Origin of the sequence: Actinokineospora diospyrosa (assembly GCF_024171925.1) — a bacterium.
GTDB classification, from domain to species: domain Bacteria; phylum Actinomycetota; class Actinomycetes; order Mycobacteriales; family Pseudonocardiaceae; genus Actinokineospora; species Actinokineospora diospyrosa.
The window spans coordinates 38,403-51,765 of sequence record NZ_JAMTCO010000009.1 but is presented as its reverse complement, the minus strand read 5'-3'; the positions used below and the strand labels follow the sequence as shown (position 1 = coordinate 51,765).

16 protein-coding genes are annotated in these 13,363 nt (G+C 71.4%); 7 read left to right on the top strand and 9 right to left on the bottom strand.

Annotated elements, in window-relative coordinates; translation table 11 throughout:
* Positions 1–49: 49 nt before the first annotated feature.
* The 3 genes from LV75_RS18505 to LV75_RS18495 are packed head-to-tail and all read left to right on the top strand — an operon-like array spanning position 50 to position 2,538.
* Positions 50–1,144 carry a carboxylate-amine ligase gene (locus tag LV75_RS18505; protein WP_253888193.1) on the top strand — a complete coding sequence of 365 codons (1,095 nt, stop codon included), beginning with the start codon at positions 50–52 and terminating at the stop codon, positions 1,142–1,144.
* 24 nt (positions 1,145–1,168) lie between these two features.
* On the top strand, positions 1,169–1,564 hold the full coding sequence (locus LV75_RS18500) for a hypothetical protein (protein WP_253888192.1): 396 nt from the start codon (positions 1,169–1,171) through the stop codon (positions 1,562–1,564).
* Entirely contained in the window at positions 1,564–2,538 is a 975-nt protein-coding gene (locus LV75_RS18495) for a TIGR03557 family F420-dependent LLM class oxidoreductase (RefSeq protein ID WP_253888191.1), read from the top strand. The genes LV75_RS18500 and LV75_RS18495 overlap by 1 nt, the downstream gene beginning before the upstream one ends.
* A gap of 3 nt (positions 2,539–2,541) precedes the next feature.
* Here LV75_RS18495 and LV75_RS18490 read toward each other — a convergent pair whose 3' ends face one another.
* Entirely contained in the window at positions 2,542–4,476 is a 1,935-nt protein-coding gene (locus LV75_RS18490) for a SpoIIE family protein phosphatase (protein ID WP_253888190.1), read from the bottom strand.
* Positions 4,477–4,577: 101 nt separating this feature from the next.
* Here LV75_RS18490 and LV75_RS18485 point away from each other — a divergent pair, with 101 nt between their 5' ends.
* A complete protein-coding gene (locus LV75_RS18485; RefSeq protein WP_253888189.1) occupies positions 4,578–4,796 on the top strand; it encodes a hypothetical protein in 219 nt (72 codons plus the stop codon).
* A gap of 20 nt (positions 4,797–4,816) precedes the next feature.
* Here the strand turns inward: LV75_RS18485 and LV75_RS18480 are convergent, their stop codons facing one another.
* Genes LV75_RS18480 through LV75_RS18470 form a run of 3 tightly spaced genes read right to left on the bottom strand, consistent with a single transcriptional unit; the run spans position 4,817 to position 5,774 of the window.
* Entirely contained in the window at positions 4,817–5,092 is a 276-nt protein-coding gene (locus tag LV75_RS18480) for a DUF4235 domain-containing protein (RefSeq protein WP_372504196.1), read from the bottom strand.
* On the bottom strand, positions 5,089–5,373 hold the full coding sequence (locus LV75_RS18475; protein ID WP_253888188.1) for a DUF3618 domain-containing protein: 285 nt from the start codon (positions 5,371–5,373) through the stop codon (positions 5,089–5,091). The genes LV75_RS18480 and LV75_RS18475 overlap by 4 nt, the downstream gene beginning before the upstream one ends.
* The gene (locus LV75_RS18470) at positions 5,370–5,774 is read right to left on the bottom strand and encodes a phage holin family protein (protein ID WP_253888187.1); all 405 of its coding nucleotides are present in this window, start codon (positions 5,772–5,774) and stop codon (positions 5,370–5,372) included. The genes LV75_RS18475 and LV75_RS18470 overlap by 4 nt, the downstream gene beginning before the upstream one ends.
* Positions 5,775–5,888: 114 nt before the next feature.
* Between LV75_RS18470 and LV75_RS18465 the strand changes: the two genes are divergently transcribed.
* Positions 5,889–6,329, top strand: a complete 441-nt coding sequence (locus tag LV75_RS18465) for an ATP-binding protein (protein ID WP_253888186.1) — start codon at positions 5,889–5,891, stop codon at positions 6,327–6,329.
* Positions 6,330–6,547: 218 nt separating this feature from the next.
* Here the strand turns inward: LV75_RS18465 and LV75_RS18460 are convergent, their stop codons facing one another.
* The gene (locus LV75_RS18460) at positions 6,548–6,787 is read right to left on the bottom strand and encodes a WhiB family transcriptional regulator (RefSeq protein WP_253888185.1); all 240 of its coding nucleotides are present in this window, start codon (positions 6,785–6,787) and stop codon (positions 6,548–6,550) included.
* Between the two features lie 451 nt (positions 6,788–7,238).
* Positions 7,239–7,613 (bottom strand): STAS domain-containing protein, encoded by a 375-nt coding sequence (locus tag LV75_RS18455; RefSeq protein WP_253888184.1) that lies wholly within the window; start codon positions 7,611–7,613, stop codon positions 7,239–7,241.
* Positions 7,614–7,715: 102 nt separating this feature from the next.
* Here LV75_RS18455 and LV75_RS18450 point away from each other — a divergent pair, with 102 nt between their 5' ends.
* Together LV75_RS18450 and LV75_RS18445 are read left to right on the top strand one after the other, a co-directional pair.
* The gene (locus LV75_RS18450; protein ID WP_253888183.1) at positions 7,716–8,450 is read left to right on the top strand and encodes an HAD family hydrolase; all 735 of its coding nucleotides are present in this window, start codon (positions 7,716–7,718) and stop codon (positions 8,448–8,450) included.
* Positions 8,447–10,822: a glycoside hydrolase family 65 protein gene (locus tag LV75_RS18445; protein WP_253888182.1), complete on the top strand. Its 2,376-nt coding sequence runs from the start codon at positions 8,447–8,449 to the stop codon at positions 10,820–10,822. Before LV75_RS18450 ends, LV75_RS18445 begins: the two co-directional genes overlap by 4 nt.
* On the opposite strand, the gene LV75_RS18440 is transcribed toward LV75_RS18445, so the two are convergent.
* The 3 genes from LV75_RS18440 to LV75_RS18430 form a co-directional block, all read right to left on the bottom strand.
* Positions 10,802–11,782: a DNA topoisomerase IB gene (locus tag LV75_RS18440; protein ID WP_253888181.1), complete on the bottom strand. Its 981-nt coding sequence runs from the start codon at positions 11,780–11,782 to the stop codon at positions 10,802–10,804. The genes LV75_RS18445 and LV75_RS18440 overlap by 21 nt on opposite strands.
* Before the next feature lie 55 nt (positions 11,783–11,837).
* Entirely contained in the window at positions 11,838–12,641 is an 804-nt protein-coding gene (locus LV75_RS18435; RefSeq protein ID WP_253888180.1) for a hypothetical protein, read from the bottom strand.
* A gap of 69 nt (positions 12,642–12,710) precedes the next feature.
* Positions 12,711–13,358, bottom strand: a complete 648-nt coding sequence (locus LV75_RS18430; RefSeq protein ID WP_253888179.1) for a DUF998 domain-containing protein — start codon at positions 13,356–13,358, stop codon at positions 12,711–12,713.
* Positions 13,359–13,363: the final 5 nt, after the last annotated feature.

The following is a 13,363-nucleotide window of genomic DNA, read 5'->3' as shown; positions in this document are numbered from 1 at the left end:
CCCGTAGGTGGGTACTAACGGGACATTCGGGCGAAGCAGAGGAGAGCACTTGACCGGGAACGCGTTGACGGTGGGGGTCGAGGAAGAGTTCTTCCTGGTCGGGCCGGACGGGGCGCTGGTGAACCAGGGCCCGGAGGCGGTGGCCGGGGTGACCGACGTCGACCTCAAGCCGGAACTGCTGCGTTGCCAGGTCGAGTCCGCGACCGGGATCCAGCGGTACGCGGGTGAGATCCGCGATGAGCTGGCGGCGTTGCGCGCCCGGCTGGCCAAGGGGGCCGCCGAGCAGGACGCCCTGCTCATCGCGGCCGGGACGGCCCCGCACCGGCAAGAGGACATCTCGGTGATCGGGCCGGGGACCCGCTACCACCAGATAGCCCGGCACGTCGGGCCGTTCATCTTCAGCGGCACGACGTGCGGGTGCCACGTGCACGTCGGGGTCGAGGACACGGCCAGCGCGCTACGGGTGGCGAACTTCATCCGGCCGTGGTTGCCCGCGCTGCTAGCGGTGTCCGGTAACTCTGCCTTCCACGATGGCAGCGACACCGGGTACGCGTCCGCGCGGCACGTGTTGTGGAACCGGTGGCCATCGGCGGGCCCGCCGCCCTATGTGGACTCGCCGGACGAGTACGAGGAGATCGTCAACGGGCTGTTGGCCACGGGGGCGGCGATGGACCGCAAGATGGTCTACTGGGACGTCCGGCCCTCTGAAGCCCAGCCGACCGTGGAGGTACGGGTCTTCGACGTCATGGGCTCGGTGGAGGAGGCCGCTTTCATGGCGGTCCTGGTGCGGTTGCTGGTGTCGGACGCGCTGCGCTCAACCGAGCCACCGCCCCGGGTACCGACGGAGATCATCCGGGCCGCGCAGTGGCGGGCGGCCAAGAGCGGCCGGGCGGCGTCGGTGCCCGACCCGGCGACCGGCGCTCTGCGCGAGGCGACGGCGATCGTCGGCGACCTGGTGAGCGCGCACACCACCGAGCTGCGCGGCAGCGGCGAGCTGGACTTCGTCCGGGCCACCATGACCTGGCTCGACCACCACGGCGACGGGGCGCACCGGCAGCGGGAGGCCTTCGAGAGCGGCGGCGTCGACGAGGTCGTGCGGATGCTGGCGAGGCAGACCGACTCCGCCCAGGCCAGTTTGCCCTGAGTCCGCGCGGGGTAGGACGAGCCCATGAGCACCGATGGCTACGGCTCGGACCTGAGCCAGGCGGAGAGCCTGGACGAGGACAACCTGCGCGTCGACCCCCTGGAAGAGGGGATCGACGCACCCGAGCACTGGGCCGAGGCCGACCGGCACGGCATGACCGCGGCCGAGCAGCGCGCGGGCGAGTCCCTCGACGAGCGGCTGGCCGAGGAGGAGCCGGACCTCAGCGCGGGCGACCCCGACCGGCCCGGGCCGACCACCCCGCTCGCGGCCGTGGACGAGCGGATCGACCAGGTCCGCGCGGACCTCGACGACCCGGCGCCCGAGGAGCCGAACCACCCGCTGCCCACCGAGGCCGAGCGCAACGGCCAAGCCGCGGACGAGGCGGGCGGGTCCGTCGCCGAGGCCCTGCGGGAGGGCTGATGCTCACCCGGTTCGGCTACACCCTGATGACCGAGCAGGCGGGCCCCCGGGCACTGGTCGGGCACGCCGCGGCCGCCGAGCGCGCGGGGTTCGACTTCGAGGCCATCAGCGACCACTACTTCCCCTGGCTGGACGCGCAGGGGCACGCGCCCAACGCGTGGGCGGTGCTGGGCGCGGTCACCGGGGTGACCGAGGCGGTCGAGCTGATGACCTACGTGACCTGCCCGACCACCCGCTACCACCCGGTGGTCGTCGCCCAGCAGGCCGCGACGGTGCAACTGCTCTCCGGCGGGCGCTTCACCCTGGGCGTCGGGTCCGGGGAAAACCTCAACGAGCACGTCGTCGGGCGCGGCTGGCCGCCGGTGAACACCCGCCACGACATGCTCGTGGAGGCCGTCGAGATCATCGACGCGCTGTTCGCGGGCGGGTACGTGAACTTCCGGGGCGCGCACTTCACGGTCGACTCGGCGCGGCTGTGGGACCTGCCGGACGTGCGGGTGCCGATCGCGGCGGCGGTGTCGGGCGACCAGTCGATCGGGCGGTTGGCGCCGCTGGCCGACCACATGGTCGCGGTCGCCCCGGAGCCGGGGCTGTGCCAGGCGTGGGACGGGGTGGCGCGCGCCGAGAGCCGCAAGATCGGGCAGGTCGCGGTGAGCTGGGACACCGACCGGGTCGCCGCGGTGAGCCGGGCGCACGAGCAGTTCCGCTGGTCGCTCGGTGGCTGGAAGGTCAACGCGGAGCTGCCGGGGACGGCGGCGTTCGCGGCGGCCACCCGGTTCGCGCGGCCCGAGGACGTCGCCGACCAGATCCCGTGCGGCGCCGATGTGGACGCGGTGGTCGCGGCCGTGAAACCGTTCTGGGAAGCGGGTTTCACCGATATCGCGCTGATCCAGATCGGTGGGGAGCACCAAGAGGGGTTCTTGACCGCCGCCGAGCAAGAGATCCTGCCCGCACTGCGCGAGGCGGCCCCTTAACCGTCACTCGCCAGCGTGTAGAGGCAGGATTTGGTCGAAGCCGCTGGCGTTGAACGCGGCTGCGGCAGGGCTATCCGGGGCTGCGATCAGTTTGAGTTCGCGGCCAGCAGCGTGCAGATCAGTGACTTGTTCGAACAGCACTCTTAGGGCGGCACTGGTCAGTAGGTCTACCGCGTCCAAGGTGAGGACGCACTCCCCCACACCACTGCGCGCGGCTTCCTGCAACGCCGAACGGAGCTCCCCCGCGTTAGAGGAGTCGACGACGCCTGACACGAGCACTCGGACTGTCGTGCCTGCCACCTCTGTCTTGACCGTCACGGAATGCGGGACGGAAATCCGGTGGGGCACTTCGTACTCCGGCAGCGGTACCGGGGGATGCCGGATCGTCCGGCGCATGTAGACGGTTGTGCCTGACTCGCTTGTGTCGACGTGAAGAGTGTCGCTGCATTCGCGCATCATCAGCATGCCTCGACCGCGATAAGGACTGCGTTCCACCGGATCGCGCCAGATACCCGTGTCGGCGACGGTTACGGTCACCCCGCCGAAGCCATCGAGCTCGCCGAGCACCGTCACGGTGCCACTGTGGTCGCGGTAGCCGTGTTCGATCGAGTTGGTGACCGCCTCCACGACGCACAAGGCGATCGCCGTGCGGTCGTCGCGATGGGCGGAGAGGGCGTCGAGCCAGGCGTTGAGCTCCCGGTGCAGGACGCCCAGTTGTTCGGCGACGCCGGGGAGGGCCAAGTCGAGGCGGGGCGGTGGGCCGGTAAGTACGGTCGCGGCGAGGACGCTGACGTCGTCGCGGGAGGTCTGGTTGTCGACCATGGCCGCCAGCGCGGAGCACAGGCGGTCCGGCAGGTCGCGGGGCTCGGTGTCGGTGTTGCGCGCGGCGACGTGGGCGACGCAGTCGAGGAGGCGTTCGCGGGACTCCGTGTAGCCGCGCCCCGGGGCCTCGACGAGGCCGTCGGAGTAGAGGATCAGCGTCTCCCCTGGGCTCAGGGTGGTGTACGAGACGGGCGAGTCTGAGTCGATGAACGCCAGTGGCGGGCCTATAGGTCCATCGAGGAAGCGCGGCTCACCGTCGGCGCTGAGCAGCAGCGGGTGCGGGTGCCCCCTCCCACCGCACTCAAGGACCCTGGTGAGGCGGTCGAACACCGCGACGCACACAGACGAGCCGCGAGCGTCCGGAGACACCCTGGCGACGGTGTCCAACGCCCGCAGCACCTCGACGACAGCGCCACCGCGCAGCAGGCGCTCAGCCGCGACCGCGCGCAACTGCCCCATCGCGCCGGACGCGGTGGGGCCGTGGCCGACCACGTCACCGAGGACGAGCCCCACCCGATCGCCGGGCATCGGCACAACGTCGTACCAGTCGCCGCCCGCGGTCATCCACTCCCCCGCGGGCATGTACACCGCGCTGAGGCCCAGGTCCGGGAGCAGAGGTAGGCCTGCCGGGAGCAGGCTGCGCTGGAGTTGGAGCACGACCTTGCGCTCCGCGGCCAGCCGTTGCCGCACCTCGGCCACCTCCGCTTGCGCGGCACGGCGCTGCCGCACCGACTCGGAGACATCAATCACGTGCGCGACGAGCAGCGCGGCGCCATCGGGGGCGGACAACCGGACGACGCTGTAGGTGAAGAACCCCTCGACAAGCTCGCCGGTGCCGGTCAGGTCCACCTCGACCCGCCGTTCGACGCCCAGTTGCGGCTCGCCGGTGCGGGCGACCTCGTCGAGCAGCTCGAACACCTGCTGGTCGGCGGCCTCCGGCACGGCCGCGCGGACCGGGCTGCCGATCAGGCCCGCCCGGTCGCCGACGCTGGCCCTGGCCAGCCGGTTCGCGGCGACGATGCGGTGATCGGGACCGGCGAACATCCACATGATCGCGGGCGCTGCCTCGAACGCGAGCGCCGCGGCGTCCTCCTGGTGCAGTTCGATGCCCCCCATCAGGCCGCCGGTGCTCGACGGCCAGCCTCTACCCCGAACGGGCGGCGCGCAACATCGCCGCCGTCGGTGTGGACATCGCAACCGGTGGATACCCAACGGGGGTGACCCGAAACGACGAGAACGCCGACGAGCTGCTCGACCGCAGCACCGAGCCGCTGGGCGATTACGCCAGCAAGCACACCCACGAGTCGATCACCGTCGAGCGCGCCGACGCGGACGGGGATGACACGGACGGGGATGACACGGACGGGGATGACACGGACGGCGACAACGCGGACAAGGCGGCTCCCGAGCCGCAGGCCCAAGAGCCGCCCGACTGATCCGCGCCGGGTGCCGATCCTCAGTCCTTCTTGTCCAGGTGCTCGCCGGTGAGCTTGCGGAACCCCTTGGCGCCCGCGCGGTCCACACCGGCCTTCACCACACCGAAGATCGCGCCCTGCAGCAACGCAGCGAGCAGCACCTCGCGGGTGGAGTGTTCCGGTGACGTCGCCTCGGGCGCCTCGTCGTCACCGGTCACCCCACGCCAAAGCCGTTTGAACACGATGCCCGCCAGCAGTCCGCCGAGGACGCTGATGAGCAGGCTCAGCGGCCTATAGAGGAGTCGCACACCCCTCACCTGCCGATCAGCCGGACGAGCACAACGACCAACGCGCCGACAACCGCGGCGGCTGCGGCTACCGGCACCGGGTTATGTCGAGCGACCTCGACAACACCGTTGGCCTTGGCCTTAGCTTCCTGTGCGCGTTCGACAAGGGTCTCGCGCACCTGCTCGGTCTTGTCGCCGACCTTGCGCTTGATGTCGGTCTTGGCCACCAACGCGTCCACGGTCTCGGCAAGCTCGCCTCGGGCCTGCTCGATGTCGGCGCGCAACGCCTCTTGCTCTGTCTGCTTGCTCATCGGTGAGCACTCTCCTTCACGGTGGCTACATCGCGGCGGGTGCTCTTGATCGCCTGCTCGGGGATGGGCGGGGTGGCCTGGCGGACCTTGCTCGCCGCTACCGCCCCAGCGACGGCGGCCAAGACGAGCAGCACACCGGCGACGACCAACGCCGCGGCCCACACCGGCAGCACGACGGCGAGACCGGCGACGGCGGCGGCCACGAGCGTCCCCACCGCGAACCACGCGAGGATCCCCGCGGTCCCGCCCAGCGCGGCGCCGAGCCCGGCCTGCTTCGCCTTGTCCCGCAGTTCGACCTTGGCCAACGCCATCTCGTCGCGCACCAGCCGGGACACCTGCTCACCCAGCTTGCCGACCAGCTCACCCGCGGACGGCTCGGCCTGCTGTTTCACCTCGTTCATACCCGGGAGCTACCCCCGATCACGTGCGGTTACTCCTGCCGGGCCGCGTGCGCGGCGCGGTGGCGGGCGACACCGACCAGGTGTGGGCGAGGGCGCGCTGGGTATCCGAGCCCCGTGACCGATCCCCGACAGGACCTCGCCGCCACCCAGCCGACCGACCTGGGTGAGCTGGTGGAACTGCGGGTGGACGCCGCGCTCGGGCAACTCCCCCTGGTGCGCACGGTGTCGACGGCGGTGGCGATGCGGCGCGATTTCGACATGGACGCCATCGCCGACCTGCGGCTGGCGGTCGACGAGGCGTGCACGATGCTGCTCGCGCGGGCCGTGCCGTTCGGGACGCTGGCGGTCCGGTTCCGGGTCGACCGCGACGCGGTCTCGGTGCGCTGCTCGGTCCCGGTGCTCGACGACGCCCCGCTCGAGGAGTCCGGCCTGGGGTGGACGCTGGTGTCGGCGCTGGCCGAACACGCCCACAGCGCGCTGCGGCCGGGCGAGGTGTTCGCGGAACTGGTGATCGAGTTCGCGATGGCGCCGAGTGCGCACGGCGGCCCGGCCTGACGGTGGGAGCCGAAAGCCAGCGGGCCACCCGGCGCGGGTCTGGCCAGGCGGCGCGTAGCGGTCTGACAGGCGCGGTGACCGGGGCAGGTGCGGTGGTCGGGCGGTGCGGACCAGCCGGTCCGGATCGGGCGGCGCGGACCACGCGGTGATCAGGACCAAGTGACGGGACCAGGCGACCAAGCGGTGGGGATCAGGCGGTGGGGATCAGGCGGTGCGGGTCACCCGGTGCGGCGCAGTTCGGCGCGTTCGCGTTCGTCCAGGCCGCCCCACACCCCGTAGGGCTCGGCGGTGCGCAGGGCGTGGTCGCGGCAGCGGCGCAGCACCGGGCAGGCCGAGCAGACCAGTTTGGCCGCCAACACCCGGCGGTCCCTGGCGCGGCCGCGTTCGTTGTCCGGGCTGAAGAACTTCTCCGAGGGCACACCCCGGCAGGCGCCGTGGTCCTGCCACGGCTCGGCCATTCTGGGCTGGGGCACCCTCTGTTCGGGCACCCGCGGCTGGGCCGTTCGCGGTTGGGCCTGCCGCGGCCCGGTGGCGGGCGGGTGGGCAGTGGGCGAGTGGGCGGTGGGCAGTTGGGCGGCGGGCGGGTGAGTGGTCGACACAGTGGTTCTCACGCCCAGCGCGATACCCGGTGGGCCTGCCCGGGAAACCTCCGCACCGGATACGCACCGTAGTGGCTGGTGCCGCCGACCGGACTGGGGTGGGGGTATGTCCGGTCGGCGGCTTCGCGTCGCCGCCGCGGAGGCACGCGGTGTGCGTCCAGCGACGTTGGGGGGAACATCTCCGGGAAACGACCGCGGATCCTCCTCCGCGCGGCGACACCCGGTCCAACGCGCGAGGGGGTCCGCGCGTTCCCGAGCCGAGGTGGCGTCGATCACTCTCCGCAGTAACCCGGCGGTAACTCCGAGGGTGCTAGCCCGCGAGCGCCTCAGCCACCGTGGTCCGCAGCTCCAGCAGGTCGGCGAGGCCGCTGATCTCCAGCACGCGGGTCGCCATGGACGCCCCGACCACCAGCCGGAAGCCGGTCCCGCGCACGTCGGCCCGCTCGGCGGCCCGGGCCAGGTTCGCCACCGCGGCCGACCCGAAGAAGGTCACCCGGTCCAGGTCGACCACGACCAGCCGCGCCCCGCCGTCGATGGCGCCGACCATGCCCTTGGCGAAGCGGGGGGCGGTGAGCAGGTCGATCTCACCCCGCGCCCGGACGACGACCGCGGCATCGGGGTGCTCCTCGACGACCACGTCGAAGAGGGGGGCGGCGCTGGCCGATTCGGGAGTGGGGACCGACATGGGGGCATTCTCCCAGCAACGCAACCCCCGCGGCACCACGGGCGGTGCGGGAGAAGCCGCGGTTGGCCTGCCGCGGGGCGCCCGCGCCGGTAGCGTTTGGGCATGATCGGGCTGCCTGTGGGCGTTACGGCTTGCTTGTTCGACCTCGACGGTGTGCTCACCAGTACCGCGACGCTGCACCGGATCGCGTGGAAGCAGACCTTCGACGAGTTCTTGGCCGGGGCGACCGAGGGCGAGCGGGGGCCGTTCAGCGATCACGACTACAACGCTTACGTCGACGGGCGCCCCCGGGCGGACGGGGTGCGGACGTTCTTGGCCTCGCGGGCGATCCGGTTGCCCGAGGGCGAGCCGGACGACGCGCCCGACGCGGCGACGATCAACGGGGTCGGCAACCGCAAGAACGAGGCGCTGCTGCGGCTGATCGATGAGCGGGGGATCCAGCCCTACCCGGGTTCGGTGGCGTACCTGGAGGCGGCGCGCGCGGCGGGGAAGCGGATCGGCGTGGTGACGTCATCGGCCAACGGCGAGCACGTGTTGGCGGTGGCGGGGTTGACGCCGTTCGTGGAGGCGCGGATCGACGGGGTGACCATCGTCGAGCAGAGGTTGCGCGGTAAGCCCGCCCCGGACTCGTTCCTCGCGGGAGCGCGGGCGCTGGGGGTGGCCCCGGGTGCGGCGGCGGTGTTCGAGGACGCACTGTCGGGTGTCGAGGCCGGTCGCGCGGGCGGGTTCGGCTACGTCGTCGGGGTCAACCGGGCGGATCAGGCGGAGCAGCTGAGGGAGCACGGCGCGGACATCGTGGTGGACGACCTGGCGGACCTGCTGGACGGGGCCAAGTGAGCGGCGGGTTCGACCTGGCGCCGTGGGAACTGCGGTGGACCGGGCTCGCGGTCGACCAGTTGCACCGCACGGAGTCCGTGTTCGCCCTGTCCAACGGGCACATCGGGCTGCGCGGCAGCCTCGACGAAGGTGAGCCCGTGGGGTTGCCCGGCTCGTACCTCAACGGGTTCTACGAAGAGCACGCGTTGCCTTACGCCGAGGCCGGGTACGGCTACCCGGAGGCCGGGCAGACGGTCGTGAACGTGACCGACGGCAAGATCATCCGGTTGCTGGTCGAGGACGAGCCGCTGGACATGCGGTACGGCCGGGCCCTGGAGCACCACCGCACGCTCGACTTCCGCACCGGGGTGCTGACCCGGGAGACGCTGTGGGAGTCGCCGACCGGTCGCAAGGTGCGGGTCAGGACCAAGCGGCTGGTGTCGTTCACCCAGCGCGCGGTCGCGGCGATCCGCTACGAGGTCGAGCCGGTCGAGGACAGCGGGCCGCAGGTGACGCAGCTGGTCGCACAGTCGGACCTGCTGGCCAACGAGCCGATCGAGAGCAGGACCCGCGACCCCCGGGTGGCGCTGGCGCTGAAGGCGCCGCTGGCGGCCGAGGCGCACCACTGCGAGGGGCTGCGCGCAGTGCTGGTGCACCGGACCAGGGAGTCCGGCCTGCGGATCGCCGCCGGGATGGACCACGAGGTCGAGGCGGTACCGGGGCTGCGCACCGAGATCTCCGCCGAGGACGACCTCGCGCGGCTGACCGTGGCAGCCGACATCCCGGTCGGCGGGGCGCTGCGGCTGACCAAGTACCTGGGCTACGGCTGGTCGAGCGGCCGCTCGGGGCCCGCGCTGCGCGCCCAGGTGGAGGCGGCGCTGGCGGGAGCGCGCCAGACCGGGTGGGCGGGGTTGCTCGCCGAGCAGCAGGAGTTCCTCGCCGACTTCTGGGAGGCCGCCGACGTCGAGGTCGACGGCGACGACGAACTGCAGCAGGCGCTGCGGCTGGGGTTGTTCCACATCCTGCAGGCCGGGGCGCGCGGGGAGAGCCGGGCCATCCCGGGCAAGGGGCTCACCGGCCCCGGCTACGACGGGCACGCGTTCTGGGACACCGAGACGTTCGTGCTGCCGGTGCTGACGTACACGATGCCCGAGGCCGCCCGCGACGCGCTGCGGTGGCGGCACGCGACGTTGCCGCTGGCGCAGGACCGGGCCAAGGTGCTGGGCAAGCGGGGCGCGGCGTTCCCGTGGCGCTCGATCAACGGCCAGGAGTGCTCGGCGTACTGGCCTGCGGGGACGGCGGCGTTCCACGTCAGCGCCGACATCGCCGACGCGGTCGCCCGCTACCACGCGGCCACCCTCGACGCCGAGTTCGACCAGGCCGCAGGCACCGAGTTGCTGGTGGAGACCGCCCGGCTGTGGCAGTCACTTGGCCACCACGACCCGCACGACGGGTTCCGCGTCGACGGGGTCACCGGGCCGGACGAGTACTCGGCGGTGGTGGACAACAACGTCTACACGAACCTGATGGCGCAGAAGAACCTGCGTGAGGCCATCGCGGCGTGCGGGCGCAACCCGCGGGTGGCCACCCGCCTCGGGGTCACGGAGGAGGAGACCGCGGAATGGGCGCGGGCGGCCGACCGGATGCGCATCCCCTATGACGACTTGCTCCAAGTGCACGAGCAGGCCGAGGGCTTCACTGTGCACGAGGAGTGGGACTTCGAGGGCACCCCTGCCGAGCACTACCCGCTGCTGCTGAACTACCCGTACTTCGAACTCTATCGCAAGCAGGTGGTCAAGCAGGCAGACCTGGTCCTGGCCCTGCACCTGCGCGGTGATGCCTTCGACTTGGAGCAGAAGGCCCGCGACTTCGCGTACTACGAGGCGCGGACGGTCCGCGATTCCTCGCTGTCGGCGGGAACGCAGTCGGTGGTGGCCGCCGAGTGCGGGCACCTGGACCTCGCTTACGCCTACCTGGCCGAGGCAGCGCTAACGGACCTCAACGACCTGCACCACAACGTGGCCAACGGGCTGCACATGGCGTCGCTGGCGGGGGCATGGCAGGCCGTGGTGGCAGGTCTGGGCGGTATGCGCGACTACGACGGGAAGCTGACGTTCGCGCCCAGGTTGCCGTCGGCACTGGACCGGGTGGCGTTCAGGATGTGCTTCCGCGGCACCCGCATCCAGGTGGAGATCACCGCGGCGGAGGCGACCTACCGACTCATCTCCGGCGACCCCATCCCGGCCGCCCACCACGGCCAGGCGATCACCATCGATGGTGAGGTGACGCTACCGATCCCGGCCGCCCCGGAGTTCCCGACGCCGAAGGCACCATCGGGTCGTGCGCCCCGGCGCCGGACGAAGGCCGGTGACTCACACCCGGAGGAGGCGTAGCACCGCCCGCTCCAACGGCTCGCGCACCGGCCCCTCCCCCGCGATCCGGCTGAACGCGGCCCTGATGGTCCGGCCCTCGGTGAAGGCCTCCACCACCCGGGGATCCACATAGGACTTGCGGGCCATGGCGGGCGTGTTGCCCAGCTGCTCGGCCACCGTGCGCATCACGGCCGCCTCCGCTCGCTTGCTCGGCGGCCCGTCGTAGGCGGCGAACTCGGTGGCAGCGAGGACGGTGGCCGTCCAAGTGCGCATGTCCTTGACGGTGAAGTCGTCCCCGGCCAGTTCCTTGAAGCGCTCGTTGACGTCATCCGCGCGAATCTCACCTTCGCCTGCCTTGTCCCGGTAGTGGAAGAGGCGGTCATCGTCGCGGCGTCCCCGCCGTAGTGCGACGACGAGCTTCGAGAGCAGCGGGTCGTGGATAGTCGCTACGCGGTGCTGCCCGCTCTTGGCGGGGAACTCGAAGTGCAGGTCACCTTTGGCCTGCGTCACGTGGCGGCGCAAGAGGGTCGCGACGCCGCGAGAGTCGTTCTCCTCGGCGTACTCCTCTCCCCCGATCCGGAAGACGCCTCGGTCCAGGATGCGCAGCGCTCCGGCCAGGACGCGGTCACGGCTCAGCCCGGACGTGGTGAGGTCCCGCTCGATCCGGTCACGCACCCGCGGCAGGCGACGGGCCAGCACCAGTACCCGCTCGTGCTTCTCCACGTCGCGTTCCGCACGCCATTGGTCGTGGTAGAGGTACTGCTTGCGGCCCGCGTCGTCCAAGCCGACCGCCTGGATGTGGCCGTTGGGTCGCGGGCAGATCCATACCTCCCGCCAAGCGGGCGGTATGGCCAACTGCCGGATCCGGTCCTTCTCGGCCTCTGTAACCAGACTTCCGTCGTCGGAACTGTAGGAGAAGCCCCGACCTGCCTTGCGGCGGCGGATCCCTGGCGAAGCACAGTCACTCCGTCGCAACCGCACCTGTCCCCCTCCAGCCGAACGACTCCAGCCGAACTGACGTGGCGGAGGTTCCCAGTCAGCCGCCAGGCAAAACGCGGCTTCGCTCCAGGGCCCAGCGGGTGTGGGTGTTGCGCCAGCCTGCTCCTCGGCGGGTCGCGGGGTGGATAAGCGGGATCCAGTGGAGCTCGCGGGCGCCTAGGGGGACGGGGTGGATTGAGCCGTAGGTGCCGGTCAGGCGGAAGGGGATGCGGTCGGTGCCCGCGAGGCCCGCGAAGACGTCCGCTGCCTCTCGGCCCAGGGTGATCACTAGAGGGGCGTCCGCGTCCTTGAGTTGCCGGAGGAGGTTACGGCCTTCGCGGCGGAGGGCGAGGTGGACCAGTTCGTGGCGATCGGGGCGGCGGTGCAATGCGGCGGGCGGTAGACCTGCCGTCATGGCAAAGCGGTCGTAGGCGGCGATGGCAGTGGCTTGCCGGTCGCCGGATTTGACGAAGTAGTTGGGGACGCAGTGGGTGGCGTAGACGGCGCGGGGGTCCAGGCCCAATGGCTCTAGGACCTCGGTGACGACCAACCGTGCGGCGTCGGGGGGATCCGGTAGCTCTACCGTGCCCCACTCGGGTCGCCAGCCCACTTGGGCGCGCCAGGCATCCATGGCCTCTTCGGCGTCGATCGAGGGTTCGTCGTCCACGGCTAAAGCGGCGACGGGTGGTCCCCCGGGGCGGTGCCAGCGCACGCGCAGCGCACCCGGGTAGACGCCGAGCACGAACGCCGCGGCGCGGTCGGTCTCCGGCAGGCGGGGAGCCCGGCGGAGGGCGGGGCGACCGAAGGGATATGTCCCTACGGCCGGGAGTGACCAACCTTCATCGGTACAGACATCGATCACGCAGACCGTATCGCCGATCGGACGCCGGATGTGACACCGGAAGCACGCGGGGGCCTTGGGCGGGATGGATCAGTCCACTCGTCGGGAACCCGCGCGGTGCAGGCCGAGCAGCACCACGACCAGTCCCGCCACGGCGAAGCCCGCGATGGCGCGCTCGACGAGGCCCAGCGGCACGAACCGCCACCACGGCGGTCCGCCCGCGAGCATGTTGACCGCGCCGACCACGATCGTGCCGAACCACAGCAGCGACAGCGCCCCGAAGCCGCGCGCCGCCCACCGCCAGGCCCGTTGTCGCGGGAACAGCCACCCGGCGGCGAGCATGACGGCCAGCGGCAGCGACAAGAACGCCGCGACGCTGGCGTAGCGGTGGACCATGCCGCCCGTGCTGGGACCGATCGCCCAGTTGTTCTTCGTGAACACGACCACGGCCAGCAGGCTCAGCGTCCAGATCGCGCCGAACACCGCGGTCGGCAGGTGAGCCCGCCTGCGCCACAGCAGGAAGAACCCGGCAGCGGACGCAGCGGCGATGAGCAGGATAGAGGCGTCGAAGAGCCATTTGTTGGTACTAAGCGCGTACTCGCTGATCGTCCGCCGCACCGGGCTGATCTGGTTGGTCGGCGGCAGCAGGTGCAGTGACAGCAGCAACACGACGCCACCGAGCAGGCCGACGAGCGCCAGCAACGGACCGGTACGTCTGTTTGTCGCAGTCAGAGCCATATCGG

Coding starts and splice junctions, on each gene's coding strand:
- LV75_RS18500 (WP_253888192.1), top strand. CDS start 1,169: ATGAGCACCGATGGCTACGGCTCGGACCTGAGCCAGGCGGAGAGCCTG.
- LV75_RS18495 (WP_253888191.1), top strand. CDS start 1,564: ATGCTCACCCGGTTCGGCTACACCCTGATGACCGAGCAGGCGGGCCCC.
- LV75_RS18490 (WP_253888190.1), bottom strand. CDS start 4,476: ATGGGGGGCATCGAACTGCACCAGGAGGACGCCGCGGCGCTCGCGTTC.
- LV75_RS18475 (WP_253888188.1), bottom strand. CDS start 5,373: ATGAGCAAGCAGACAGAGCAAGAGGCGTTGCGCGCCGACATCGAGCAG.
- LV75_RS18470 (WP_253888187.1), bottom strand. CDS start 5,774: ATGAACGAGGTGAAACAGCAGGCCGAGCCGTCCGCGGGTGAGCTGGTC.
- LV75_RS18460 (WP_253888185.1), bottom strand. CDS start 6,787: ATGGCCGAGCCGTGGCAGGACCACGGCGCCTGCCGGGGTGTGCCCTCG.
- LV75_RS18455 (WP_253888184.1), bottom strand. CDS start 7,613: ATGTCGGTCCCCACTCCCGAATCGGCCAGCGCCGCCCCCCTCTTCGAC.
- LV75_RS18450 (WP_253888183.1), top strand. CDS start 7,716: ATGATCGGGCTGCCTGTGGGCGTTACGGCTTGCTTGTTCGACCTCGAC.
- LV75_RS18430 (WP_253888179.1), bottom strand. CDS start 13,358: ATGGCTCTGACTGCGACAAACAGACGTACCGGTCCGTTGCTGGCGCTC.